Below are 23,883 nucleotides of genomic sequence, written 5' to 3'. Positions count from 1 at the left end.
ACGTTGTGTCAATCATTTCGTCGGGTTAGGCGCCCTTTGACGGCTCAGCTGACAGCGAGGTGTGCTGCGATGAGACTCGCCTTCCCATCATGGTTATCTATTTTCATCTAAAGGCCTCCAGAGCTATCAGCCAGGCATCGAATCCACGGCACGCTTCTCGTAGTCGCTCAACACCTATTAGCTTTGCGATGTCCGGACCGTGAGTCGTCTTGCGATAATCACTGTGTTGTTCCAGGCGTTTAGAGGGCGCGGTTTGCGGCGAATCGTTTATCCGCTCCGGATCACCACCGAAGCGGGTGACAATTTGGGTAGCCCAACTCTCCAGAGCTGGGCTTTGTAGCGTTTGAGCAATAGCGGTGGGAGAGGAAAACAAAATACCTTCAAGCTCATACATCTGCACGTATGGAAGGAAGCGTTGCTGAATGTTCGGTGCAGCTGCTTGCAAAAGTCGATTTTCCAAGGTCGCCTTTGTCTCGCCGGGCTGTCGTCGTTTGAAACCGTAGAAATCATAGAAGGTGGAAACATAGTCGAAGCTGTTAGCTAGTTTCTTGAGCTCCCCAGCGACCTTGTCGACGCTTACATTTCCGCCGATCGATATCGGGCACAAAAATTTGCCGCGCTCCTGCATATAAGGAACTAGCACTGCCTTAATGAGGCGCTCTTCGGTGGGGCCTTCCACCGAAATACCTATCCTCACCATTCGGGGCGGCCTCCAATCAGATTCTTCGCCCAAAGATCACCGGTACCATAGTCCTCCAGCCAATGAGCAAGCCCGTCAGCGTCGAGGCGCTTGAACGTGGATACTCCACGCTCTTGATCGACGACAATAAAGTCCTGCGGCTCGAAGTGATTGGCGAAAACCACCGACTGGGTTGAGCAAATCACCTGATTGTGTCGGGCAACGGATTTCAGCATTTCTGCCAATACGTCCAAGGCGGCAGGGTGTAGGCCGAGTTCAGGCTCATCCAGTACTAAGGTTTTGGGCCGCCACTCACGGGGTTGCAAGAACAGCGTGGCCAGACAAATGAAGCGCGCGGTTCCGTCAGATAGTTGATTGGCCGAGAACGGATTGTCGTGATCGCGATGCAGCCAACGTAGAAGAATAGTTTCTTCACCAGCAGCTCCACGAGGTTGGAGATAGAAATCGTGGAAAAAAGGCGCTACGGTTTTAATGGTGGCGACTATGTCATTGTAGCTTTGCGGAAATTCATGTCTAAGTCGATAGAGAAAGGCTGCTAGATTTCCCGCATCGGCATGCAGGAAATCCGTGGCTTCCAGAGGGGTCGATTGCTTGAATGAGGCCGTCGAGCTGGTGTCATGAAAATGATAGATGCGACAGTGTTGTAGATAATCGCGTGTATATTTTCGAACATAGGCGCTGGCAGCCTCGGAGCCTGGCAGCAAGCCGCTTTCTCCTAGCTTCCCCTTTATCGTCCAGGATTTTTGAGATCCCGAATATGTGCAATATTCTTTTTCGAAAAGCAGGGTGTCGGTATTGGGGCTGTGCACGAGTTCGGCGTGGTAACCATTTTGGCCCACATCCAGTTCAATCAGGATGCTTGATGTCTGTTTCGTACCAAAGTGGAAGAAAGTATTGGCGTAGCCTTGCTGCTCTACATAGGTTTGAAGCTTGCCTTGGGCTAAATTCCGCAAGAATGTGAAAAGGGAAATGAAATTCGATTTCCCTGCACCGTTGGCGCCGATCAAGATATTGATGGCGCTCAAATCGAGATCGAGGGATTTGATCGATTTGAATCCCTCGAGCTTAATGTGGTGAAGGTGCACGCTTTGGTCAGACATGGCTGAGCTCGTTACCGGTAGCTGTTCATCTCGCGGCAGTATCCTCGCTTGCTCCAGGCTATAAAAGCTCGCCACATCGGCCAAACCGTCAAAACAGGAAATACCGTTGCGCCATCGGCAGCACCTCGGCCGGTTCGCACCAGAGCAACTGGCCGTCGGCCTTGACCTGGTAGTTCTGCGGATCGACCTCGATGGTCGGCAGGTAGCCGTTGTGGATGAGGTCGCTCTTCTGCGCGGTGCGGCAGCCCTTGACCACGCCGATGCGCTTCTTCAGCCCCAGTTGCTCGGGCACCCCGGCGTCGAAGGCGGCCTGGCTGATGAAGGTCAGGCTGGTGTCGTGGAGCATGCCGGCGTAGCTGCCGAACATGGGGCGGTAGTGCACCGGTTGCGGGGTGGGGATGGAGGCGTTGGCGTCGCCCATCAGGCTCGCGGCGATGGCGCCACCCTTGAGGATCAGCGTCGGCTTCACGCCAAAGAAGGCCGGACGCCAGAGCACCAGGTCGGCGAACTTGCCTACCTCGATGGAGCCCACCTCGTGGCTGATGCCGTGGGTGATGGCCGGGTTGATGGTGTACTTGGCGATGTAGCGCTTGACCCGGAAGTTGTCGTTGCCGGCGCCGTCCTCGGGCAGCGGGCCGCGCTGCTTCTTCATCTTGTCGGCGGTCTGCCAGGTGCGGGTGATGACCTCGCCGACGCGGCCCATGGCCTGGCTGTCGGAGCTGATCATGGCGAAGGCGCCGAGGTCGTGGAGGATGTCCTCGGCGGCGATGGTTTCGCGGCGGATGCGGCTCTCGGCGAAGGCCACGTCCTCGGCGATGCTCGGGTCCAGGTGGTGGCAGACCATGAGCATGTCCAGGTGCTCGTCGATGGTGTTCCTGGTGAAGGGCCGCGTCGGGTTGGTGGAGCTGGGCAGCACGTTGGGGAAGCCACAGGCCTTGATGATGTCCGGCGCGTGGCCGCCACCGGCGCCCTCGGTGTGGTAGGTATGGATGGTGCGGCCCTTGAAGGCGCCCAGGGTGGTCTCGACGAAGCCGGACTCATTGAGGGTATCGGTGTGGATGGCCACCTGGATGTCGAAGCGATCGGCCACCGCTAGGCAGTTGTCGATGGCGGCCGGGGTGGTGCCCCAGTCCTCGTGCAGCTTGAGACCGATGGCGCCGGCACGCACCTGCTCTTCCAGCGGCTCGGGCAGGCTGGCGTTGCCCTTGCCGGTGAAGCCGATGTTCATCGGGAAGGCGTCGGCGGCCTTGAGCATCTGCGCCATGTGCCAGGGGCCGGGCGTCACGGTGGTGGCATAGGTGCCGGTGGCCGGGCCGGTGCCGCCACCGATCATGGTGGTGGTGCCGCTCATGAGCGCCTCTTCGATCTGCTGCGGGCAGATGAAGTGGATGTGGGAGTCGATCCCGCCCGCGGTGAGGATCATGCCCTCGCCGGCGATGACCTCGGTGGCGGCGCCGATGGGGACGGTGACGTTGGGCTGGATGTCCGGGTTGCCGGCCTTGCCGATGGCATGGATGCGGCCGTGCTTGAGGCCGACGTCGGCCTTGACGATGCCCCAATGATCGACGATCAGGGCGTTGGTGATGACGGTGTCGACCACCTCGGCGGCGGGCAGCTGGCTCTGGCCCATGCCGTCGCGGATGACCTTGCCGCCGCCGAATTTCACTTCTTCGCCGTAGACGGTGTGGTCGTGCTCGACCTCGATCCAGAGCTCGGTGTCGGCCAGGCGCACCCGGTCGCCGGTAGTGGGGCCGAACATGTCGGCATAGGCTTGGCGGGAGATTTTCATAGGCGTGAATCCCGAATAAAGGTGGTCCGGTTGGCCCTCACCCCGACCCTCTCCCAGAGGGAGAGGGGGAAGAGCGGGAGCTCGGTGTCTGTTCTTGGGCCCCCTCTCCCCTGGGGAGAGGAGCGCGTAAAAGGCGAAGAGCCCGAGCGGCCCTACAACTTGCCCATCACCCGCCCGGCGAAGCCGTAGACGGTACGGGCGCCGGCCAGCTCGACCAGCTCCACCTCGCGGCTCTGCCCCGGCTCGAAGCGCACGGCGGTGCCGGCGGCGATGTTCAGGCGCATGCCACGGGCCAGGGCGCGGTCGAACACCAGGGCGTCGTTGGTCTCGTGGAAGTGGTAGTGGGAGCCCACCTGGATCGGTCGATCACCGCTGTTGGCGACGGTGAGACTCAAGGTACGGCGGCCGGCGTTGAGTTCGATCTCGCCGTCCTGGATCTGGTATTCGCCGGGGATCATGGGCGTTGCTCCAGCATGAGTTGCATGAAGGTGAGGTCCAGCCAGCGACCGAACTTGGTGCCGACCTGGGGCATCTGCCCGGTGGTGAGGAAGCCCAGGCGTTCGTGCAGGCGGATGGACGCCAGGTTGCCGCTCTCGATGGCGGCCACCATCACGTGCTTGTCGCAGGCGCGGGCGCGCTCGATGAGCACCGTCATCAGGCGCGGGCCGATGCCCTGGCCGCGCTGGTCGTTGCGGACATAGACCGAGTGCTCGACGGTGTGGCGGAAGCCATCGAAGGGCCGCCAGTCACCGAAGGACGAGTAGCCGACCACCTCGCCGCTGGCGTTCTCGGCCACCAGGATCGGGTAGCCCTGGTCGGCGCGCAGGTCGAACCAGGCCTGGCGGTTGGCCAGGTCGACGAGGTTGTCGTTCCAGATCGCCGTGGTGTTGGCCACGGCATCGTTGTAGATGGCCAGGACCGCCGGCAGGTCGGCGGGGGTGGCGTCGCGGACGATCAGGCTCATGCTGGCTTCCCTAGGCAATGGGTTGGTGGACGGTGACCAGCTTGGTGCCGTCGGGGAAGGTGGCTTCCACCTGGATTTCCGGGATCATCTCCGGAACGCCTTCCATGACCTGCTCGCGGGTCAGCAGGGTGGTGCCGTAGTGCATCAGCTCGGCCACGGTACGACCGTCGCGGGCGCCTTCGAGCAGGGCGGCGGAGATCAGCGCCATGGCTTCGGGGTAGTTGAGCTTCACACCGCGCGCCAGGCGGCGCTCGGCCACCAGGCCGGCGGTGAAGATGAGCAGCTTGTCTTTTTCGCGGGGCGTCAGGTCCATGGGGTGTTCCGGTTGGCAGGTTCGGTCAGGGGATATCGGTCGATCATCGCGGCCGCGGGCCGCTCCTACAAGAGCGCGGCGGCCTCAGGTACTCCAGATCCGGGGCGGGACGGCGGCGCGGCCGAGTAGGGCCGGGCGCAGCAGGCGCCAGACTTCGATCAGCCAGGCGCGGGCCTGCAGAGTTTCGGCGGCCAGGCAGCGGGCGACCACCAGGCCGGGCAGTTGGGTGAGGTCGCCCCGCACCGGCAGCTTGAGCTCGCGGCAGCGTTCCAGGGTGTCGGCGTCCAGGGTCCCGGTGATCAACAGGGTGGCGAACACCGGTTGGCCGGCGAGGCCGATGGGCGAGTCCAGCAGGCGATCCGCGCCGACCAGACGCTGGCGTTCGTACCATAGCGGGAGGCCATCGCGGCGGACGTCCAGATGCGCCTGGAACAAGCCTTCGGCGAAGCGCTCGGCACTGGCCGGGCGACCCAGGGCGACGATGTCCCAGTAGCAGAGGCGGGCGTCGCCCTCCAGGTCGATGCGGGTGGCGAGATGGGCCTGGGCGCCGGAGAAGACGATGGTCTCCTGGGGCAGCCACTCCAGGGTGGCGCCGGCGGCGACGCGCAGGTCGATCTGCTGGTGCGCCGCGCTGTCGGCGCGATACCACTTGGCCGCGCCGGGGCTGGTGAGCTGGGCCCAGGCGGTCTCGCCGACGCTGACCTCGATATCCAGCCGATCACCACCGGCAATGCCGCCTGGGGGATGCACCAGGATGTGCTGGCAGACCTCGGGGCCTTCGGCGTGGAGGTGCTTCTGCACGCGCAAGGGGCCGAGGTGGCGGCGAGTGGTGGGGCGCGTCCAGTCGCCCTGGCGGGCATAGGCCAGCTCCAGGCGCGCCGGCCAGGCCGGGGTGAAGAGGGCAGGGGGCAGGGCGGAGGTCATCGTTTGGGTGGGTTCGTTGTTCTGGTTGGGGCGGTTTGGGGGAGTGCCTTGCAAGAATCTGACCGGTTGGACAGAGGTTGTCTTTCAGCTGGGTATTGTGGAGGTGTTTGGCTGATTACCGAGTGCTTTGATGGTTTTTGTTTTGTCCATCCAGGCGCATCACTTTCACCGCTTCGGTAGGTTGGCGCTGAGCGGGGCGAAGCCCAACGTTGCGATGGCACAGAATTGCTTTTATTGGTGCCTCAGCTGCTTACCGAGCTTTGCTGATACCTCTTGTTTCGCCCACCCGGGCGACTCACTTTTTTCAGTCGCGAAAAAAGTAAGCAAAAACGCTTGCCCCGACCATCCGGCCCTGCGCTGCGCTCCGGGTCCGCTCACGCCAGCGCCGTTCCGGGGTCGGTCCAGATGGGCCGTCCCTGGCCCACTGGACCTCTCGCCGCATCCCTGCGGCTCGACCCACTCCACGACACTGGCGTTCGCCCTCCTGAACGGGGCGATTCGCCAGCCTGAAAGTGTTGGTTGAAGAGCCCGTAGCGTGCACAACGGCGAAGCCTTGTCCACTGATGGCTTAGGTGCCCGCCGGTGGAAAACGCTGCGCGGTTTTCCACGCTACGAATCGCTCTGGCTTTGCCTGTAAACACCGTAGTCTCAGGCTGGCGCCCCGTCCCCGTCAGTGAGGCCGAGTGCAGGTGTTGCGGAGGGGGATGCGAGGCAGGACGCCGAGCAAGGCGCGAGGGGCAGGAAGCCCCTTCGTGCCGTGCCCCTGGAGCGGCACCGGAGCGAGGGGACCCGGAGCGCAGCGGAGGGCCGAAACGTGGGGACAGCGTTTTTGGTTACTTTTGCCGCGATTGGCAAAAGTGACTCGCCCGGGTGGGCGAAACAAGAGCCACAAGCAAACCACGATAAACAGCTAGGGCAACGATAAGCCAGGGCATCACTGTCAACCACCACCTCGTTGGGCTTCGCTACGCTCAGCGCCAACCTACGTGTGCCGCTGCCAGCGGCGTCAAATCCAGCCTACGCCTGCTGCCGCCATTGCCTCGGACTCACCTGAAACCACCGCCGAAACGCCCGCGAAAAGGCGCTGGTCTCCGAGTATCCCAGCAGCGGCGCTAGGTCGGTGACCGGTAGCCGCTGCCGCAGGTAATGCTGGGCCAGGTCTCGACGAACGCCCTCGACCAGGGCCGAGAAGCTCGCCCCCTGATCGCGCAGGCGGCGTTGCAGCTGGCTGGTGGAGAGGTCTAGGCGCTGGGCGATGGTCTCCAGGCTGGGCTCGCCCAGGGGCAGCGCCAGGCGTACCGAGGCGCGGACCTCTTCGAGCAGTTCCACCTGCGGCAGGCGCTGGCCGAGTTGGCGGATGGCGTCCTGCACCACCAGTAGGAGCAGCGGGTCGTGGTCGGGCATGGCCCGGCCGTGCAGATCGGCCTTGGGTACCAGCATGGCGTTGCAGGGGTGGCCGAAGCTGACCTGGGCATCGAACAGCCGGCGGTGTTCGTGCCAGCCCTCGGGACGCGGATGTTCGAACTGCACCGCGCGGGGCGCCCAGGTTGGGCCGAGTACATGGCGCAGGAGGTTGAGCAACATGCCCAGGGTCAGCTCGGCGTCCTGGCGGCGGGCGACGATGGCGCCATGGCGTACCTGGTAGTCGAAGCGCCAGCAGTCACCGGCATCCACCAATTGGATCAGGGTGCTGTGCTGGTGGAAGGGAAAGGCAGCGGCGAAGTTTTGCAGCGCTGCCTCGGCAGTGGGCGAGCAGAGCCCCACGTAGCCCAGCAGACCTAGCCGCTGCGGTTTGAATTGCTGGCCATAGTGCAGGCCGAAATTGTCGCAGCCGGACTGAGCGGCGGCCTCTTCCAGCACCCGGCAGTAGTTGCCCAACCCCAAGCTGAGCGTGGGGTGCTGCAATTGCTCGGGATCGATGCCGGCAGCGCCGAAGATCCGATCCACGTCGCCGCCGTGGCTGGCGATGACGGCATCCAGCCCGCTGGCTGCGGCAGAGAGTACGCCGAGGTTGCGCGACGGTGAGGTCAGGGCGGCGAAGCCAGAGTCGGCCAGGGGCATGGTATGGATCCGTAGGGGTGTCGGCACGAATGAAGCAAAGGCTGTGCCCCGGGACGGATATCCGTAGCCAGCGAAGGGCAAGAGGCCGATGGTTTCCGGCTATTACGGACTCCGCTATGCCTCGTCGTGGGGCGTGCGAGCGTGCGACGCACCGCTGTGGTGCGGTCTTGCGTAGCACCCTGGGAAGCGAGGTAACGCCGACTTGACCTGAAGTCGCATCAGGTGCGCTGACCGGTCAAGTCGGCATGGCCTTGTGCCCTTTAAGCTCGAAAAAGCCGGGCATCGCGGGACCGCGGTCGCCCATTCGCATCTTGTCGCTACAAGGGGAGTGGCCTGTCATGAGCAACGAGAAACTCAAGCCGACCCTCGGCACCCTGCATCTCTGGGGCATCGCCGTGGGTCTGGTGATCTCCGGGGAATACTTCGGCTGGAGCTATGGCTGGGGCGTCGCGGGTACCCTGGGTTTTCTGATCACCACGCTGCTGGTGGCGGTGATGTACACCTGCTTCATCTTCAGCTTCACGGAATTGACCACCGCCATTCCCCACGCCGGTGGGCCCTTCGCCTACAGTCGGCGGGCCTTCGGCCCCGTCGGCGGCACCATTGCCGGGATCGCCACGCTGATCGAGTTCGTCTTCGCCCCGCCGGCCATCGCCATGGCCATCGGCGCCTACCTCAACGTGCAGTTCCCCTCGTTCGATCCCAAGCTGTGCGCGGTGGCGGCCTATTTCATCTTCATGACCCTGAACATCGTCGGGGTGAGCATCGCCGCCACCTTCGAGCTGGTGGTCACGGTGCTGGCGGTGATCGAGCTGCTGATCTTCATGGGCGTGGTGGCGCCGGGCTTCAGCCTGGTCAACTTCACCAGCGGCGGCTGGGCCGGTCAGGACCAGTTCTCCCTGGCCGCGGTGGGTGGCATGTTCGCCGCCATTCCCTTCGCCATTTGGTTCTTCCTCGCCATCGAGGGTGCGGCCATGGCCGCCGAGGAAGCCAAGGACCCCAAGCGCACCATTCCCAAGGCCTATATCGCCGGCATCCTCACCCTGGTGACCCTGGCCATCGGCGTGATGATCTTCGCTGGCGGCGTGGGTGACTGGCGCGCCCTGTCCAACATCAACGATCCGCTGCCCCAGGCCATGAAGGGCGTAGTGGGCAACAGCTCGATGTGGCTGCACCTGCTGGTGGGCATCGGCCTGTTCGGTCTGGTGGCCAGCTTCCACGGCATCATCCTCGGCTATTCGCGGCAGTTCTTCGCCCTGGCCCGCGCCGGCTTCCTGCCCCATGGCCTAGCCAAGCTGTCGCGTTTCCAGACCCCGCACCGCGCGGTGCTGGCCGGGGGCGTGGTGGGCATCGCCGCCATCTTCAGCGACGGCGTGATCAGTCTGCAGGGCATGACCCTGACCGCCGCCATGATCACCATGAGCGTGTTCGGCGCCATCGTCATGTACATCATGAGCATGCTCAGCCTGTTCAAGCTGCGTCGCAGCGAGCCGCATCTGGAGCGCACCTTCCGCGCCCCCGGCTATCCCGTGGTGCCGGCCATCGCCCTGGTGCTGGCGGTGGTCTGCCTGGTCGCCATGGTCTGGTACAACACGGTGATCGCCAGCGTCTTCGTGGTGCTGATGGTGATAGGCGCGCTGGTCTGCGGTCTCAGCCGTAGACAGGGCAACATCGCCCCAGACGCCGCCTTCGGCGAGGCGTGAGAGCCTGTTCAAAGTCTGCTCGTGAGCCTTTGAACAGGCTCTGAGCAGCGTAACCCGAGGAGGTAGCATGAGCGGTTTCCAGCACAGCGTGGGCGGCCAGACCTGGCGCTTCGCCGATCTCAAGGAGCTGTTGGCCAAGGCGACCCCGGCACGATCCGGGGATGTCCTGGCCGGGGTCGCCGCCGCCAGCGACGTGGAGCGGGTGGCGGCGCAGATGGCCCTGGCCGAGGTGCCGCTCAAGCACTTCCTCAGCGAGGCGGTGATTCCCTACGAGGCCGACGAGGTCACCCGGCTGATCCTGGATAGCCACGACGCCCAGGCCTTCGCCCCGGTCGCCCATCTCACCGTGGGTGGCTTTCGCGACTGGCTGCTGGGCGCGGCGGCGGACGAGGTCAGCCTCGCCGCCCTGGCGCCGGGGCTGACCCCGGAGATGGTCGCCGCGGTGTCCAAGATCATGCGTATCCAGGACCTGATCCTGGTGGCGCAAAAGGTCCGGGTGGTGACCCGTTTCCGCAACACCATCGGCCTGCGCGGGCGGCTGTCGACCCGCTTGCAACCCAATCACCCCACCGACGATCCGGCCGGCATCGCCGCCAGCGTCCTCGACGGTTTGCTCTACGGCAACGGTGATGCGGTGATCGGCATCAATCCGGCCACCGACAGTACCAGCGGCATCTGCGAACTGCTGAAGATGCTCGACGCGGTGATCCAGCGCTACGAGATCCCTACCCAGTCCTGCGTGCTGACCCATGTCACCACTAGCATCGCCGCCATCGAACGCGGCGCGCCGGTGGACCTGGTGTTCCAGTCCATCGCCGGTACTCAGGGCGCCAACGAAAGCTTCGGCATCAGTCTGGCGCTGTTGCAGGAAGGCTTTGATGCCGGGCTGTCGCAGCGGCGTGGCACCCTGGGCGACAACCTGATGTATTTCGAGACGGGGCAGGGCAGTGCGCTCTCCGCCGGGGCGCACCATGGCGTCGACCAGCAGACCTGCGAGGTACGCGCCTACGCCGTGGCGCGTAAATTCAAGCCGCTGCTGGTGAACACCGTGGTCGGCTTCATCGGCCCGGAGTATCTCTACAACGGCAAGCAGATCATTCGTGCGGGGCTCGAAGATCACTTCTGCGGCAAGCTGCTCGGCGTGCCCATGGGTTGCGACATCTGCTACACCAACCATGCCGAAGCCGACCAGGACGACATGGACATGCTGCTGACCCTGCTGGGCGCGGCGGGCATCAACTTCATCATGGGCATCCCGGGGTCGGACGACGTGATGCTCAACTACCAGACCACCTCCTTCCACGACGCCCTCTACGCCCGCCAGGTGCTGGGTCTGCAACCGGCGCCGGAATTCGCCGCCTGGCTCGACCGCCTGGGCATCCTGCGCCTGGAGAATGGCCGCTTCCGTCTCGGCGAAGGCTTGCCGGCGCCGTTCCAGCAAGTGTTGGCCCAGTTGTAGGAAGGATCGCGGCCATGCCGGTGTGGCGATGCGGCCTTATCGCGGCCATGGGCCGCTCCTACAGGCCTACTCCGTACCGCGTAGGAGCGGCCGCATCGGCGGATCGCCATGGCCGCGATGAACCTAATAGCTCAGGAGTCTCCCCATGAACCCCAACGACACCGCCCGCCCCGATCCCTGGGCCGAATTGCGTCGCCTTACCCCGGCGCGTATCGCCCTCGGCCGTGCCGGTACCAGCCTGCCCACGGCGGCCCAGCTGGACTTTCAGGCCGCCCATGCCCAGGCGCGCGATGCCGTGCACCTGGCCTTCGACCATCAGGCGCTGCGCGAAAGATTGGCTGCCCAGGGTCGTGAGACCCTGGTGCTCAAGAGCGCCGCGCCGGATCGCCACACCTATCTGCAGCGTCCGGACCTGGGCCGCAAGCTGTCCGAGGAGTCCACACGAGCGTTGCAGGCCTACGCCACCGAGCACCCCGAGGGCTTCGACGTCGCCGTGGTCATCGCCGACGGTCTCTCCGCCCTGGCGGTCCATCGCCATGCTCTGCCGTTTCTCGAACGCCTGGCCGACCAGGCCCGGGCCGAGGACTGGCGCTGGGCGCCGGTGACCCTGGTGGAGCAGGGCCGGGTTGCCGTCGGTGACGAGATCGGCGGACTGCTCAAGGCGCGCCTGCTGGTGATGCTGATCGGCGAGCGCCCAGGGTTGAGTTCGCCCGACAGCCTCGGCCTCTACTTCACCTACGGTCCCAAGCCCGGCCTCAACGACGCCTATCGTAATTGCATCTCCAACGTGCGCCTGGAAGGCCTCGCCTACGGCCTGGCGGCGCACAAGCTGCTTTATCTGATGCGCGAGGCGGATCGGCGCAAGCTGTCCGGCGTGCAACTCAAGGACGAGGCCGAGGTGCCGCTGTTGGAAGGCGCGCAAGAAAATGCCCGGATCGGCAATTTCCTCACCGACCACTGAGGGCCACGCCCTGCCTGAGGTGCCTCAAGGTCACTTCAGGCTGGCGTGAGCGTCTTGCGCAGGAAATACCGCGCAAAGCCGGGCGGATAGTCCGCCAGCTCGCCGAACAGCTCATAGCCCAGGCGTTCGTAGAAGCCGCGGGCCTGAAATTCGTGGGTATCGAGCCAGGCACCGTGGCAACCACGGCTGATGGCTTCGGCCTCGGCGCGCAGCAGCAACTCCCGCCCGGCGCCCTGGCCACGCACGGCTTCGTCCACGGCCAGCAATTGCACCGTAAGCCAGCCATAGCCGGTGTAGCCCCAGAGCCCGCCCAGCGCCTCGCCGCCACGGGTCAGGGCGATGACCAACGGACGGTAACCGCTCGGACCCGCCTGGGCTTCGTTGTAAAGGCGCAGCGGTGCGCCGATGGCCTGGCGCAGGTCTTCCCGCGCCTCGTCGGTGAGATGGAATTCCAAAGGCGCTAAGGCCATGACGCCGTTCTCCACGAGGCTGTCGATGACAGCTTGATCTGTAGGGGCGTGACCACTGGGTTCTGCTGCTTTCCCCGATGCGTCTCTGGGGTAGCATGAGCTTTTGCCCGGTCGTGGTGAAGCATGGATAGACGCGAAGGTCGTGCCCGAGTCGGAACGCTGGAACTGGCCTACGAGGACTGGGGTGATCCCGCCCATCCACCGCTGCTGCTCATCATGGGCTTCGGTGCCCAATTGCTGCTGTGGCCGGAGGGGTTCTGCGAAGCCTTGGTGCGTCGGGGGCTGCGGGTGATCCGCTTCGACAACCGCGATATCGGTCAGTCGTCCCGGCTGAGCTGGTCAGGCGGGCGAGCGCCTTCGCTGTGGCCGGTGCTGGGACGGGCGCAACTGGGCAAGACCAGCGTGGTGCCCTATCGTCTGGACGCCATGGCTGCGGATGCCGTGGGCCTGCTCGATCACCTGGGCATCGAACGTACCTTTGTCCTGGGTGGCTCCATGGGCGGAATGATCGCTCAGATCTTGGCTGCCGATTGGCCGCAACGGGTGGCGCGCCTTGGCATCCTGTTCTCGTCCACCAATCAGCCGCTGTTACCGCCGCCGTCGTTCAAGCTGCTCGGCAGCCTGCTGCTGCGCCCGCCGGCCGATCTACCGCTGGAAGCTGCCATCGCTCGGCAAAAGGCCCTGTTGCGCGGCATCGAGAGTCCTCGTTACCGGCAGAGCGAGGCCGATCTCGAGCGGCTGGTGCAGCGCATCCTGGCGCGGGGCGTGGATGTGGAGGGAGTGCAGCGCCAACTGTTCGCCCTGCTCGGCAGCGGCGACCTGCGCCCCTTCGCCCGCCGCATCCAGGCACCGACCCTAGTGGTGCACGGAGCCTGCGATCCACTGCTCAAGCCAGCCTGCGGCCGGGCCGTGGCGCGGGCCATTCCGGGAGCGCGCTTCGAGCGCATCCCGGACATGGCCCATGACCTGCCGGCACCGCTTTGGCCGCGGCTGAGCGGGCTGTTCGCCGATTTCTTCCTGGCGGATCAGTAGCTCAGACGCTTGGGCGTGGCCGCAAACCTTCGATGATCAGGGTCTCGAGACTCTGCAGTGCCTCGTCGAAGAAGTCCGGATCGAGCAGGCTACGACCGCAGAGGGCCTGCACCTGCACGCGGAAATCCGCGTAATGCTGGGTAGTCGCCCAGATGCTGAAGATCAGGTGGTGCGGATCCACCGGTGCCAGCTTGCCGGCGGTGATCCAGGCGCGGATCACGCGGATCTTTTCGACCATCAGGTCGTGCAGGTTGCTCTGCAACTCCGGGAGCAACAGGGGAGCGCCCTGGATCATCTCCAGGCAGAACAGCCGCGACTCGGCCGGGCGGTCACGCGCCATCTCCAGCTTATGGCGCAGGTAGCCGCGCAGGGCCTCGATCGGCTCCTGGTCTTCGCTGAAGGTGCGCAAGGGGCTCAGCCAGGTGGTGAGCAACTGGCGCAAGACCGCCAGGTACAGCTCTTCCTTGCTGCTGAAGTAGTAGAGCAGGTTGGTCTTGGACACGTCGGCCTGCAAGGCGACCTGATCCAGGCTGGCGCCATGCAGACCGAGGCGGGAAAAGATATCGAGCGCTGCACTGAGGATTTGCGCCCGCTTGGCTTCGATCTGGCGTAGCCGCCGCTGCTGGGCAGCTGGGCTGGGCTGGCGGGGTTTGCGTGCTGGGGAAGAATCGCTGGCCTGACTCACGAATTGCTCCTTGGGCCTTATCAACATCTGACACATGCCAGCCGCTTGCTCAGCGGGAAAGGAAGTCTTTCAAGCACGGTCGTTCGCATTCGCACCATCCTGGTGACGAATCTCTGGCGAGCACCGGGGTGCCGCCAGTTATTGAACTTTAGCATGTCGAGGACCTGTTCATGCCCCAGATTCGGGCAGCCCGCACAAACTGGGTGCTCTAATTCAGACTAAATGGTCCATGATTTTTCCGAGATGATATTCAAGTGCTTGATCGAATTGGATTTTCAAGACTTGGCAAGCTTTCTGCTCCGATCCTGCAGTCACAGCGCCTCCGGGTGCGTTCCGACTCTTGACTGCGGGAGAGTGCGAGCGATGAACATCGGTGTCTTCATTCCCATCGGCAACAACGGCTGGCTGCTCTCGGAAAACGCCCCCCAGTACCGTCCCACTTTCGAGTTGAATCGCGAGATCGTGCAGCGCGCCGAGCACTACGGCTTCGACTTCGCTCTGTCGATGATCAAGCTGCGTGGCTTCGGCGGGAAAACCGAGTTCTGGGACCACAACCTGGAATCCTTCACCCTGATGGCCGGGCTGGCGGCAGTGACCTCGCGCATCAAGTTGTTCGCCACCGCCGCGACCCTGACCCTACCGCCGGCCATCGTCGCCCGCATGGCCTCGACCATAGATTCCATCTCCGGTGGGCGCTTTGGCGTCAATCTGGTCACCGGCTGGCAAAAGCCCGAGTACAGCCAGATGGGCCTCTGGCCGGGCGATGACTTCTTCGCCAATAGATACGGCTATCTCGGCGAGTACGCCCAGGTGCTGCGCGATCTGTGGGGCACCGGCCAGTCGGATTTCAAGGGCGCGCATTTCCAGATGGACGACTGCCGGGTGAGCCCCCAGCCCCAGGCGCCCATGGAAATCGTTTGCGCCGGTTCCAGCGACGCCGGCCTGGCCTTCGCCGCCGAGCACGCCGACTACAGCTTCGTCTTCGGCAAGGGGGTGAACACGCCCAAGGCCTTCGCCCCGGCGGTGGAACGGCTGCAGGCGGCCACCGCCAAGACCGGTCGTGACGTCACCTCCATCGCCCTGTTCATGATCATCGCCGCCGAGTCCGACGAGGCCGCCCGCGCCAAGTGGGAACACTACAAGGCCGGCGCCGACGAGGAGGCCATCGCCTGGCTGGGCGCCCAGGCCGCCGCCGATACCAAGTCCGGCAGCGATACCAACGTGCGCCAGATGGCCGATCCCACCTCGGCGGTGAACATCAACATGGGCACCCTGGTGGGCTCCTTCGCCACCGTGGCGCGGCTGCTCGACGAGATCGCCGAGGTGCCCGGTACCAGCGGGGTGCTGCTGACCTTCGACGACTTCGTCCAGGGCGTCACCGATTTCGGCGAGCGCATCCAGCCGCTGATGCACAGCCGCCGCCATGTCGACTTGCTCAAGGAGAGTGCCTGATGAACGCTGTGGAAACCTTGGCGGGCTATGCCCTGCCTGCGAGCGACGCCGAGGCCCTGACCCTGCCGGCACGGCCCGAGCCGCTGCGGCTGAAGGCCAGCGAGACGGCGCTGATCGTGGTGGACATGCAGAACGCCTATGCCAGCCCGGGCGGCTACCTGGACCTGGCCGGCTTCGACGTCTCGGCCACCGGGCCGGTGATCGAGAACATCGCCTCCGTGGTGGAGACCGCCCGAGGCGCGGGTATGCAGGTGGTCTGGTTCCAGAACGGCTGGGACCCGGAATACCGCGAGGCCGGTGGCCCCGGTTCGCCCAACTGGCACAAGTCCAACGCGCTCAAGACCATGCGCAAGCGTCCCGAGCTGCAGGGCCAACTGCTGGCCAAGGGCGGCTGGGACTACGCCCTGGTGGACAGTTTGCAGCCGGCGGCAGAAGACCTGGTGGTGCCCAAGACCCGCTACAGCGGCTTCTACAACACCAACCTGGACAGCCTGCTGCGCGCCCGTGGCATCCGCAACCTGGTGTTCGTCGGCGTCGCCACCAATGTCTGCGTGGAGTCGACCCTGAGGGATGGCTTCTTCCTCGAATACTTCGGCATCTGCCTGCACGACGCCTGCCACCAGGCTGGTCCGCGTTCGGCCCACGAGGCCGCGCTGTTCAACATCGAGACCTTCTTCGGCTGGGTCGCCAGCTGCGCCGATTTCCACACCACCTTCGCCAAGGACTGAGCCACCATGCCCAAGCAAGCCGTGATTCCCGCCGGTACCGGTACCCCCATCGCCCCCTTCGTCCCCGGCAGCCTGGCCGACGGGGTGCTCTATGTCTCCGGCACCCTGCCGTTCGATGCGCAGAACAACGTGGTCCACGTCGGTGACGCCGCCGCCCAGGCGCGCCACGTGCTCACCACCATCCAGGGCGTGGTGGAGGCGGCGGGCGGCAGCATGGCCGACGTCACCTTCAACATGATCATGCTCACCGACTGGGCGAACTACGCCGCCATCAATGCGGTGTACGCCGAGTTCTTCCCTGGCGAGAAGCCGGCGCGCTACTGCATCCAGTGCGGCCTGGTGAAGCCCGACGCCCTGATCGAGATCGCCAGCATCGCCCATATCGGCTAGGGCTACGCCGTCTTGCCCCCTCTCCCCCTGGGAGAGGGCTGGGGTGAGGGAAGCCCCCCCACTGAACCACCGAGGACCGCCCATGCACTTCGAACTCCATGGCCGCCAGGACCCGGCGGCCGCGACCCTGTTGCTCAGCTCCGGCCTGGGTGGTGCCGGCGCCTTCTGGGCGCCGCAGTTGGCAGCCCTGGGCGAACATTTCCGGGTGGTGATCTACGACCAGAGCGGCACCGGCAAGAGTCCGGCCGAGTTGCCGGCGGACTATCGCATCCAGCACATGGCCGAGGACCTGCTGGCCCTGGCCGACCGCCTGGAACTGCGCGATTGCCTGTTCATGGGCCATGCCCTCGGTGGCCTGGTGGGGCTGCAAGCCAATCTGCTGCGGCCAGGCCTGATCCGCCGCCAGGTGCTGGTCAATGCCTGGAGCCGACCCAATCCACACACCGGGCGCTGCTTCGCCCTGCGCCAGCGCCTGCTGCGTGACAGCGGCGCCGCGGCCTATGTCCAGGCCCAGGCGATCTTCCTCTATCCGGCCACCTGGATCGCCGAACACGGCGAGCGCCTGGCCACCGACGAAGCCCATGCCCTGGCGCATTTTCCGGGGGAGGCCAATGTACTGCGGCGCATCGGTGCCCTGCTGGCCTTCGACGTGGACGCCGAGCTGGTACGGATCGAGGTGCCAACCCTGGTGCTGGCCAATCGCGACGACGTCCTGGTGCCCTGGACTTCGTCCCAGCGCCTGGCCGCGGGCCTGCCCCAGGCCACCTTCCAGTTACTGGAGTGGGGCGGCCATGCCTCCAGCATCACCGATCCCGCTACCTTCGACCGGGTGGTACTCGACTATCTCTGCCAAGCCTTCGAGGAGTAACGCCATGTCCGTCGCCCATGCCCTGTCGCTGCCCGCCGAGATGCCCGCCGTCCCGGTCGAGCGCGACCTCTTCCGCGGTGCCATGGCGCGCCTGGGGGCCGCGGTCAACATCGTCACCACCGACGGCCCGGCCGGGCTCGCCGGTTTTACCGCCACCGCCGTGTGCAGCGTCAGCGATACCCCGCCGACCCTGCTGGTCTGCCTCAATCGCAGTGCCTCGGTGCATCCGGCGTTCAGCGCCAATGGGGTGCTCTGCGTCAACGTCCTGGCCGCCGGTCAGCAGGCCTTGGCCACTCTCTTCGGCGGCAAGACCGCCATGGCCGAGCGCTTCGCCGCGGCGAGCTGGACGCGCCTGGCCACCGGTGCGCCAGTGTTGGACGGTGCCCTGGTGGCCTGCGACTGTCGCATCGCCGGGGTGCAGGCGGTGGGCAGCCACGACCTGCTGCTCTGCGAGGTACTGGGCGTGGCCGAGCCGGGCGGCGAGGGCGGGTTGCTCTACTTCGACCGGCGCTATCACGAGCTGCCTTAGCCTGGGCCTGTTGGGCTTCGATGGCGATACCTACGCGGGCTCCGGTAGGCTGGGTTGAGCGTAGCGAAGCCCAACGCCTCAAGGGCCCGGTTGCACGAGGCTGAAGGCGCGGAAGCGCTCCTTCAAGTTGCCAGGCCGGGCGCCCTGCCAGAAGAGCGTCCAGTCGGCGGGCACCGCCACCGGTTCGTGCCATTCGTCCTGCACCACCAGCAATTGGCAGGGCACCTGGCTCAGGCTGGCCTGTTCCTGCGGTGGATAGCCGCTGTAGACGTGCAGCATGGAGCGCTCCGATTCGCCTAGGCCGTAGCTGGCCACGCAATCCGCCGCCGGAAGTACCCGCTGCAGTTCGGTGAAAGGCCGGGCGTAGCTGTTGCCCAGGTCGACCCAGGGGAGCCACAGGGTATTGGCCAGGGTCCAGCCGACGGTCAGGCCGACGAACCAGGTGCTGGCGGCGCCCAACTGCGTGCGCAGCCCGAGCGCGACACCCCAGCCGAGCAAGGCCAGTAGGGCGACCGCCCAGGCCAGAGGGCTCAGTGGCAGGCGTTCCGTTATCGGCAGATGGTCGGTGACGAGGCGCGGCCAGGGCAGCGGCCAGTTCAAGGCCAGGCCGATACCGCCCAGGGCCAGCAGGGCGATGACGGGTGTCCAGAACGCCAGGCTGGCATCGCGTCCGAGGCGGGCGATGGCAGGGGGTGGCTCCAGCCGCGCCGCCAGCAGCGCCAGGGCGGGAAACAGCGGTAGCAGATAGAGGCTGCGGAAGACCGCCGACTTGAGTAGCACCCCCAGGCAGACGAGGGCGTAAAGCACCACCGTGGCCAGTCCTGGATGCCGGCCCAGCCGCTTCAGCGGGCTGCCGCCACGGCGATACAGCTGCCAGAGCGTGGCGCCGAGCAGGATCAACCCGGTGGGAAAGGACAGCGCCGCCAGGTCCGCCAGGCTGGAGACCAGGCCATCGGTATCGCTGTTGCGCGCTTCCAGGCCGAAGAAGCGGCCGATGTTGTTGGTCCACAGCCAGGTATGGAAGAGCTCGGGTGCCTGGTGCCAGAGCAGCAGCGGCCAGATCAGCAGCCAAGGCAGGGCGGCGACGAGGGCGGCGAGCAGCCAGCGCCGAGTGGCCGGTTCGACCAGGCGCTGTGGCCAGCAGACGGCGCAGAGCCCCCCGCAGAGCCCCAATACCCCCGGCACCAGCAAGCCCTTGCTCATGAAGGCGATGCCCAGGCCGCTGCCGAACAGCAGCCCACGCTGCCAGGGTTTTTCGCCATCGTGCAGATAGGCGGCGAGGCCCGCCAGTCCCAGGGTGGCGCCGGCGAGTTGCGGCACGTCGGCGATCAGCAGATGGCTGTGCTGCACCACGCCGAGCATGCCCAGCAGGGCGAGCAACGCCTGACGCGCGCGCCCGGGTAGCAGCCGCTGGGTGAGCCAGGCCAGGGCGGCGAGGGTCACCAGCATCCAGCCCAGCACCGCCAGCCGCGCACCGTCCGGCTCGCCTAGCCAGGGGGAAAACAGTCGGGCGGTGAAGGCACCGCTCCAGTACATCAGCGGCGGCTTTTCCATGAAGGGCGCATCGCCCACCCGAGGGATCAACCAGTCCGGGGTAGTTAGGAAGTTCCACACCATGCCGAAGGAGTAGGGCTCATCGGCCTTCCACAGCCCACGACCGAACAGTCCGGCGAGCAGGTAGGCGACCAGGCAGCAGAGCAATAGCCCTCGCTCCAGGCGCACTGTGCTTGGCGAGGCAGGGGGGGAGGTGGTGGACAAGGCAGTGACTCTTGGCGGAATCCTGCCGGTATACGGGATTTGGCTTAGAGGGGGCTTAAGAGGTTGCCGGGGGATGACGAGGGCTAATCGTGGCCATGGCGGTCCGCCGATGCGGCCGCTTCTACGGGGTTGGATTGAGCGTGTAGGAGCAACTGTCTTCTCACGCCGGTTCTGATCGCCAAGGCGTGCCGTCCCTGAGCATGGCATTGAGCCGTGTCAGCAGGACGCGCAGACAGGCGATCAGGGCGACCTTGGCGGGCTTTCCACGCTGAAGTAGCTCTTGGTAGCGGCGGTTGAAATCAGCCTGGTGCCGTACCACCGACCAGGCCGCCATGTACAGCACGCGCCTGATCGCAGAGCGACCGCCCGAGATGCGTCTTATGCCTTTCTTGGCGCCACTGTCGACAGTGTAGGGCGCCACGCCCACCAGGGCGGCTATCTGGCGGCGGTCCAAGTGGCCCAACTCTGGCAGGTAAGCCAAGAGATTCGCCACGCTGACCGGACCGATCCCGCTCACACTGGCCAGACGCTGGGCGCGGCTGCCGTCCAGCGCCTTGCAGGCCTGGGCGATGGCTTGGTTCAACGAAGCGATCTGTTGGTTGAGGAAGTCCAGACATTGGCGAATATTGGCCTGTACGGCGGGAAGTGACGCTTGAGCGAGGCGACGCCGATCGTCGTCACGTTGGGCGACCAGGTGGGTACGACGCTTGACCAGCTCCTGGAGCGCCAAGGCTTGCGCGCTCTGCGGCTGATAAGCCGTCCCCTCGATCACCCGGGCCTGATGGGCCAACAGAGCCGCGTCGATCCGGTCGGTCTTGGCCTGGCGACCCATGGCCTGGGCAAAAGCCCGGGCCTGGCGCGGATTGATCCGCATCACGGGCAAACCGGCTGCCGCCAGATAACGCAGCACGCCCGCTTCGTAGCCCCCAGTGGCTTCGAGCAGCACCCGCTGGACCTCATAACCGCTGAGCTCATCGCGCAGCTCGGTCCAGCCTTCAGGTGTATTGGCATAGTCGCGCTGCCGTTTATCCGGCAATACACAAACGGCCAGGGTGTCCTTGGCCACATCGATTCCTACCCAGGCTGCCTTCATCGTCAGGTCCCCCTATACTGGTGAGGAGAGCGCCTCTGACGAAGGCCCACGCTTGTGCGGTTCGAGGTGGAAGCTCGATCAACTGTTCGGGCTGGGACGTCAGAGGTCAGCAGGGGGCGGAACCGGCTCCTACACGTGCTCGAAACACTGCGGCCCTACAGCCTGCCCCCTGCTGCTCTCACCTTCATCCTAACCGCAAGCCAAGACACAAGCGGCCCATGGCCGCGATTGCTGGTGGGCTTAGCTATTGGTGCCTTGGCTGCTTATCGAGGTCTGTTGGGGATTCCTGTTTCGCCCACCCGGGCGAGTCACTTTTTTCAGTCGCGGCTGCGCGCCCCGGACAAAAGTAACCAAAAACGCTTGCCCCGCCATCCGGCCCTCCGCTTCGCTGCGGGTCCGCTCACGCCAGCGCCGTTCCGGGGTCGGTCCAGATGGGCCGTCCATGGCCCACTGGACCTCTCGCCGCATCCCTGCGGCTCGACCCACTCCACGGCACTGGCGTTCGCCCTACTGAACGGGGCGATTCGCCAGCCTGAAAGTTTTGGTTGAATAACCCGTACCCCGTAGCGTGGACAACGGCGCAGCCTTGTCCACTGATGGCTTAGATGCCAGCAGTGGAAAACGCTGCGCGGTTCTCCACGCTACGAATCGCTCGGGCTTTGCCTGTAAACACCCAAGCCTCAGGCTGGCGCCCCGTCCCCGTCAGTGAGGCCGAGTGTAGGTGTCGCGGAGGGGGATGCGAGGCAGGACGCCGAGCAAGGCGCGAGGGGCAGGATGCCCCTTCGTGCCGTGCCCCTGGAGCGGCACCGGAGCGAGGGGACCCGGAGCGAAGCGGAGGGCCGAAACGTGGGGACAGCGGTTTTGGTTACTTTTGCCGCGATTGGCAAAAGTGACTCGCCCGGGTGGGCGAAACAAGAAGTACCAGCAAAGCTCGATAAATAGCTAGGGCACCGATAAGCCCAAGCAGGGACCAACCTTTGCAAGGTTGGGCTTCGCTGCGCTCAACCCAACCTACGTTGCAATCGCCTAGCTTGGATCGAGACGGCTACGTCGTTGAAGCCCAACGCGTCTGGTTTGAGCAGGGAGCCGCGTTGGGCTTCGCTCCGCTCAACCCAACCTACGAAAACAGGCACCCTACGCCAGGTGCTTCAACCGCTCCACCAACTGCGCGTGCAGCGCCGGATCGCCACAGGCGAGGATGGCCCCACCCTGCTGGGCGTCACCGCCGTCCCAGGCCGTCATGCGGCCGCCGGCGCCTTCGATGATGGGGATCAACGCCTGGACGTCGTAGGGCTGCAGGCTGGCTTCGATGATGACGTCGACGAAGCCCGAGGCCAGCATGCAGTAGGCGTAGCAGTCACCGCCGAAGCGAGCCAGCTGCACCTCGGCGGCGATGGCGTCGAAGGCCGCCAGGCGCTCGGGGGTATCGAAGATATCGCGGCTGGTGCACATCAGCCGCGCCTGGGCCAGGCTGGCGCAGGGGCGGGTGCGCAGCGGCACGTCGTTGCGCCAGGTGCCGGCCGGGGTGCCCAGGTAGCGCTCGCCGGTGAAGGGTTGGTTCATTACTCCCACCACCGGGCGGCGGCCGTCGTTGAGCGCCACCAGGGTGCCCCATAGCGGCAGGCCGGTGATGAAGGCGCGGGTGCCATCGATGGGGTCCAGCACCCAGGTCAGGGGACTGCTGCCGGTAACGTTTTCCTCTTCCTCGCCAAGGATGCCGTGATCCGGGTGCTCGGCCTGGATGAGTTCACGCATGGCTCGTTCGGCGGCCTTGTCGGCGATGGTCACCGGGTCGTAGCGCCGCCCGGCACTGGCCGCGTCGCCTTTGTCATCCACTGCCAACTGGGCGCGGAAGTAGGGCTGGATGGCCACGGCGGCGGCATCGGTCAGGCGTTCAGCGAAACGTTGGTAGTAGGAAATTTCGGCAGCGGTCAGACTCATGCTTATTTCACCAGGCGGGCGTCTAGGCTGTTCTGCGCCAGGCGCTGGGCCTGGGCGCGGGTCATGTTCAGGCCTTCGTACAGGGCCATGAAGTTCTCAGTGACGTAACCGCCGAAGTAGGCGGGGTCGTCGGAATTAACCGTGACCTTGAGGCCTCGGTCAAGCATCTTGAGGATGGTGTGCTGGCTCATGTCGTCGAACACGCAAAGCTTGGTGTTGGACAGTGGGCAGACGGTGAGCGGGATCTGCTGGTCGATCAGGCGGGCCATCAGGCGCTCGTCTTCGAAGGCGCGCACGCCGTGGTCGATGCGTACCACGCCGAGCTGGTCCAGGGCCTCCCAGATGTATTCCGGCGGGCCTTCCTCGCCGGCGTGGGCGACGGCCGGGAAGCCTTCGGCGCGAGCGCGGGCGAAGACGCGCTTGAACTTGCTCGGCGGATGGCCCTGCTCGGAGCTGTCCAGGCCGACGGCGATGAAGAGATCGCGGAACGGCAGTGCCTGGTCCAGGGTGGCCTGGGCGGCGTCCTCGGAGAGATGGCGCAGGAAGCTGAGGATCAGCCCGCTGGTCACGCCCAGCTGCTTTTCCCCGTCGGCCAGCGCCTGGGTGATACCACGCACCACCACCTCGAAGGGAATTCCGCGATCGGTGTGGGTCTGGGGATCGAAGAAGGGCTCGGTGTGGATGACGTTCTGCTCCTTGCACTTGAGCAGATAGGCCCAGGTCAGGTCGTAGAAGTCCTGTTCGGTGCGCAGCACGTCGGCGCCGGCATAGTAGAGATCGAGGAATTCCTGCAGGTTGCCGAAGTTGTAGGCGGCGCGCAGGGCCTCGACATCCGGCCAGGGCAGGGCGACGCCGTGGCGCTCGGCCAGCTTGAACAGCAGCTCGGGCTCCAGGGTGCCTTCCAGGTGCAGGTGGAGTTCGGCCTTGGGTAGGGCATTGAGCCAGTCGTACATGGAGGTGTCC

Annotated in this window: 23 protein-coding genes; 9 read left to right on the top strand and 14 right to left on the bottom strand. The window is 65.2% G+C overall.

Features of this window, described 5'->3' with window-relative positions:
• Positions 1 to 103 precede the first annotated feature (103 nt).
• The 8 genes from CCZ28_RS12445 to qhpR all read right to left on the bottom strand — a co-directional run bounded on the left by CCZ28_RS12445 (position 104) and on the right by qhpR (position 7,851).
• Positions 104 to 679, bottom strand: a complete 576-nt coding sequence (locus CCZ28_RS12445) for a DUF4276 family protein (protein ID WP_240795155.1) — start codon at positions 677 to 679, stop codon at positions 104 to 106.
• Positions 680 to 693: 14 nt separating this feature from the next.
• Positions 694 to 1,800 carry an AAA family ATPase gene (locus CCZ28_RS12440; protein ID WP_140218442.1) on the bottom strand — a complete coding sequence of 369 codons (1,107 nt, stop codon included), beginning with the start codon at positions 1,798 to 1,800 and terminating at the stop codon, positions 694 to 696.
• A gap of 88 nt (positions 1,801 to 1,888) precedes the next feature.
• Complete coding sequence (ureC, locus tag CCZ28_RS12435; protein WP_140218440.1) at positions 1,889 to 3,589, bottom strand: urease subunit alpha; 1,701 nt, start codon at positions 3,587 to 3,589, stop codon at positions 1,889 to 1,891.
• A gap of 152 nt (positions 3,590 to 3,741) precedes the next feature.
• Positions 3,742 to 4,047, bottom strand: coding sequence for an urease subunit beta (locus tag CCZ28_RS12430; protein WP_137279113.1), 306 nt, complete (start codon positions 4,045 to 4,047; stop codon positions 3,742 to 3,744).
• Positions 4,044 to 4,553 carry a GNAT family N-acetyltransferase gene (locus CCZ28_RS12425; RefSeq protein ID WP_058777628.1) on the bottom strand — a complete coding sequence of 170 codons (510 nt, stop codon included), beginning with the start codon at positions 4,551 to 4,553 and terminating at the stop codon, positions 4,044 to 4,046. The genes CCZ28_RS12430 and CCZ28_RS12425 overlap by 4 nt, the downstream gene beginning before the upstream one ends.
• Before the next feature lie 10 nt (positions 4,554 to 4,563).
• A complete protein-coding gene (gene ureA / locus CCZ28_RS12420; RefSeq protein ID WP_140218438.1) occupies positions 4,564 to 4,866 on the bottom strand; it encodes an urease subunit gamma in 303 nt (100 codons plus the stop codon).
• An 84-nt stretch (positions 4,867 to 4,950) separates the two neighbouring features.
• Positions 4,951 to 5,790, bottom strand: coding sequence for an urease accessory protein UreD (locus CCZ28_RS12415; RefSeq protein ID WP_140218436.1), 840 nt, complete (start codon positions 5,788 to 5,790; stop codon positions 4,951 to 4,953).
• 1,017 nt (positions 5,791 to 6,807) lie between these two features.
• Positions 6,808 to 7,851, bottom strand: a complete 1,044-nt coding sequence (gene qhpR, locus CCZ28_RS12410) for an AraC-like transcriptional regulator QhpR (protein WP_140218434.1) — start codon at positions 7,849 to 7,851, stop codon at positions 6,808 to 6,810.
• Between the two features lie 338 nt (positions 7,852 to 8,189).
• Between qhpR and eat the strand changes: the two genes are divergently transcribed.
• The 3 genes from eat to eutC all read left to right on the top strand — a co-directional run bounded on the left by eat (position 8,190) and on the right by eutC (position 11,974).
• Complete coding sequence (eat, locus tag CCZ28_RS12405) at positions 8,190 to 9,554, top strand: ethanolamine permease (RefSeq protein WP_140218432.1); 1,365 nt, start codon at positions 8,190 to 8,192, stop codon at positions 9,552 to 9,554.
• Positions 9,555 to 9,621: 67 nt separating this feature from the next.
• Positions 9,622 to 11,013, top strand: a complete 1,392-nt coding sequence (locus CCZ28_RS12400) for an ethanolamine ammonia-lyase subunit EutB (RefSeq protein ID WP_140218430.1) — start codon at positions 9,622 to 9,624, stop codon at positions 11,011 to 11,013.
• A 145-nt stretch (positions 11,014 to 11,158) separates the two neighbouring features.
• A complete protein-coding gene (gene eutC, locus CCZ28_RS12395) occupies positions 11,159 to 11,974 on the top strand; it encodes an ethanolamine ammonia-lyase subunit EutC (protein ID WP_140218428.1) in 816 nt (271 codons plus the stop codon).
• Between the two features lie 35 nt (positions 11,975 to 12,009).
• Here the strand turns inward: eutC and CCZ28_RS12390 are convergent, their stop codons facing one another.
• The gene (locus CCZ28_RS12390) at positions 12,010 to 12,444 is read right to left on the bottom strand and encodes a GNAT family N-acetyltransferase (protein ID WP_140218426.1); all 435 of its coding nucleotides are present in this window, start codon (positions 12,442 to 12,444) and stop codon (positions 12,010 to 12,012) included.
• Positions 12,445 to 12,567: 123 nt separating this feature from the next.
• Here CCZ28_RS12390 and CCZ28_RS12385 point away from each other — a divergent pair, with 123 nt between their 5' ends.
• On the top strand, positions 12,568 to 13,476 hold the full coding sequence (locus tag CCZ28_RS12385; protein WP_140218425.1) for an alpha/beta fold hydrolase: 909 nt from the start codon (positions 12,568 to 12,570) through the stop codon (positions 13,474 to 13,476).
• A 1-nt stretch (position 13,477) separates the two neighbouring features.
• On the opposite strand, the gene rutR is transcribed toward CCZ28_RS12385, so the two are convergent.
• Positions 13,478 to 14,188 carry an HTH-type transcriptional regulator RutR gene (rutR, locus tag CCZ28_RS12380; protein ID WP_140221341.1) on the bottom strand — a complete coding sequence of 237 codons (711 nt, stop codon included), beginning with the start codon at positions 14,186 to 14,188 and terminating at the stop codon, positions 13,478 to 13,480.
• Between the two features lie 336 nt (positions 14,189 to 14,524).
• Between rutR and rutA the strand changes: the two genes are divergently transcribed.
• The 5 genes from rutA (at position 14,525) to CCZ28_RS12355 (ending at position 18,128) form a co-directional block, all read left to right on the top strand.
• Positions 14,525 to 15,613 carry a pyrimidine utilization protein A gene (gene rutA, locus CCZ28_RS12375; RefSeq protein ID WP_140218423.1) on the top strand — a complete coding sequence of 363 codons (1,089 nt, stop codon included), beginning with the start codon at positions 14,525 to 14,527 and terminating at the stop codon, positions 15,611 to 15,613.
• Positions 15,613 to 16,341 (top strand): pyrimidine utilization protein B, encoded by a 729-nt coding sequence (gene rutB, locus CCZ28_RS12370; protein WP_140218421.1) that lies wholly within the window; start codon positions 15,613 to 15,615, stop codon positions 16,339 to 16,341. The genes rutA and rutB overlap by 1 nt, the downstream gene beginning before the upstream one ends.
• Before the next feature lie 6 nt (positions 16,342 to 16,347).
• The gene (gene rutC / locus CCZ28_RS12365) at positions 16,348 to 16,731 is read left to right on the top strand and encodes a pyrimidine utilization protein C (RefSeq protein WP_058768984.1); all 384 of its coding nucleotides are present in this window, start codon (positions 16,348 to 16,350) and stop codon (positions 16,729 to 16,731) included.
• Positions 16,732 to 16,813: 82 nt separating this feature from the next.
• Positions 16,814 to 17,599 carry a pyrimidine utilization protein D gene (gene rutD, locus CCZ28_RS12360; protein ID WP_140218419.1) on the top strand — a complete coding sequence of 262 codons (786 nt, stop codon included), beginning with the start codon at positions 16,814 to 16,816 and terminating at the stop codon, positions 17,597 to 17,599.
• Between the two features lie 4 nt (positions 17,600 to 17,603).
• Positions 17,604 to 18,128 (top strand): flavin reductase, encoded by a 525-nt coding sequence (locus CCZ28_RS12355; RefSeq protein WP_140218417.1) that lies wholly within the window; start codon positions 17,604 to 17,606, stop codon positions 18,126 to 18,128.
• A 78-nt stretch (positions 18,129 to 18,206) separates the two neighbouring features.
• On the opposite strand, the gene CCZ28_RS12350 is transcribed toward CCZ28_RS12355, so the two are convergent.
• The 4 genes from CCZ28_RS12350 to CCZ28_RS12330 all read right to left on the bottom strand — a co-directional run bounded on the left by CCZ28_RS12350 (position 18,207) and on the right by CCZ28_RS12330 (position 23,873).
• Entirely contained in the window at positions 18,207 to 19,886 is a 1,680-nt protein-coding gene (locus CCZ28_RS12350) for an ArnT family glycosyltransferase (protein WP_205894576.1), read from the bottom strand.
• A 160-nt stretch (positions 19,887 to 20,046) separates the two neighbouring features.
• On the bottom strand, positions 20,047 to 20,979 hold the full coding sequence (locus CCZ28_RS12345) for an IS110 family transposase (RefSeq protein ID WP_140218415.1): 933 nt from the start codon (positions 20,977 to 20,979) through the stop codon (positions 20,047 to 20,049).
• 1,134 nt (positions 20,980 to 22,113) lie between these two features.
• Positions 22,114 to 22,920, bottom strand: a complete 807-nt coding sequence (gene hisN, locus CCZ28_RS12335; RefSeq protein WP_140218411.1) for a histidinol-phosphatase — start codon at positions 22,918 to 22,920, stop codon at positions 22,114 to 22,116.
• A 2-nt stretch (positions 22,921 to 22,922) separates the two neighbouring features.
• Complete coding sequence (locus CCZ28_RS12330) at positions 22,923 to 23,873, bottom strand: adenosine deaminase (RefSeq protein ID WP_140218409.1); 951 nt, start codon at positions 23,871 to 23,873, stop codon at positions 22,923 to 22,925.
• Positions 23,874 to 23,883: the final 10 nt, after the last annotated feature.

This window comes from Pseudomonas oryzihabitans (genome assembly GCF_006384975.1).
Lineage (GTDB): Bacteria > Pseudomonadota > Gammaproteobacteria > Pseudomonadales > Pseudomonadaceae > Chryseomonas > Chryseomonas psychrotolerans_B.
This window is presented reverse-complemented; position numbering and strand designations above follow the sequence as displayed.

Bases quoted from the DNA above. Each gene is read 5' to 3' on its own strand.
- ureC (WP_140218440.1), bottom strand. From the start codon at position 3,589: ATGAAAATCTCCCGCCAAGCCTATGCCGACATGTTCGGCCCCACTACC.
- CCZ28_RS12345 (WP_140218415.1), bottom strand. From the start codon at position 20,979: ATGAAGGCAGCCTGGGTAGGAATCGATGTGGCCAAGGACACCCTGGCC.
- CCZ28_RS12390 (WP_140218426.1), bottom strand. From the start codon at position 12,444: ATGGCCTTAGCGCCTTTGGAATTCCATCTCACCGACGAGGCGCGGGAA.
- eutC (WP_140218428.1), top strand. From the start codon at position 11,159: ATGAACCCCAACGACACCGCCCGCCCCGATCCCTGGGCCGAATTGCGT.
- rutC (WP_058768984.1), top strand. From the start codon at position 16,348: ATGCCCAAGCAAGCCGTGATTCCCGCCGGTACCGGTACCCCCATCGCC.
- rutB (WP_140218421.1), top strand. From the start codon at position 15,613: ATGAACGCTGTGGAAACCTTGGCGGGCTATGCCCTGCCTGCGAGCGAC.
- CCZ28_RS12400 (WP_140218430.1), top strand. From the start codon at position 9,622: ATGAGCGGTTTCCAGCACAGCGTGGGCGGCCAGACCTGGCGCTTCGCC.
- rutD (WP_140218419.1), top strand. From the start codon at position 16,814: ATGCACTTCGAACTCCATGGCCGCCAGGACCCGGCGGCCGCGACCCTG.
- CCZ28_RS12440 (WP_140218442.1), bottom strand. From the start codon at position 1,800: ATGTCTGACCAAAGCGTGCACCTTCACCACATTAAGCTCGAGGGATTC.
- CCZ28_RS12425 (WP_058777628.1), bottom strand. From the start codon at position 4,553: ATGAGCCTGATCGTCCGCGACGCCACCCCCGCCGACCTGCCGGCGGTC.
- hisN (WP_140218411.1), bottom strand. From the start codon at position 22,920: ATGAGTCTGACCGCTGCCGAAATTTCCTACTACCAACGTTTCGCTGAA.
- CCZ28_RS12430 (WP_137279113.1), bottom strand. From the start codon at position 4,047: ATGATCCCCGGCGAATACCAGATCCAGGACGGCGAGATCGAACTCAAC.
- CCZ28_RS12385 (WP_140218425.1), top strand. From the start codon at position 12,568: ATGGATAGACGCGAAGGTCGTGCCCGAGTCGGAACGCTGGAACTGGCC.
- CCZ28_RS12330 (WP_140218409.1), bottom strand. From the start codon at position 23,873: ATGTACGACTGGCTCAATGCCCTACCCAAGGCCGAACTCCACCTGCAC.
- rutR (WP_140221341.1), bottom strand. From the start codon at position 14,188: ATGTTGATAAGGCCCAAGGAGCAATTCGTGAGTCAGGCCAGCGATTCT.
- qhpR (WP_140218434.1), bottom strand. From the start codon at position 7,851: ATGCCCCTGGCCGACTCTGGCTTCGCCGCCCTGACCTCACCGTCGCGC.
- ureA (WP_140218438.1), bottom strand. From the start codon at position 4,866: ATGGACCTGACGCCCCGCGAAAAAGACAAGCTGCTCATCTTCACCGCC.
- eat (WP_140218432.1), top strand. From the start codon at position 8,190: ATGAGCAACGAGAAACTCAAGCCGACCCTCGGCACCCTGCATCTCTGG.
- CCZ28_RS12355 (WP_140218417.1), top strand. From the start codon at position 17,604: ATGTCCGTCGCCCATGCCCTGTCGCTGCCCGCCGAGATGCCCGCCGTC.
- CCZ28_RS12415 (WP_140218436.1), bottom strand. From the start codon at position 5,790: ATGACCTCCGCCCTGCCCCCTGCCCTCTTCACCCCGGCCTGGCCGGCG.
- rutA (WP_140218423.1), top strand. From the start codon at position 14,525: ATGAACATCGGTGTCTTCATTCCCATCGGCAACAACGGCTGGCTGCTC.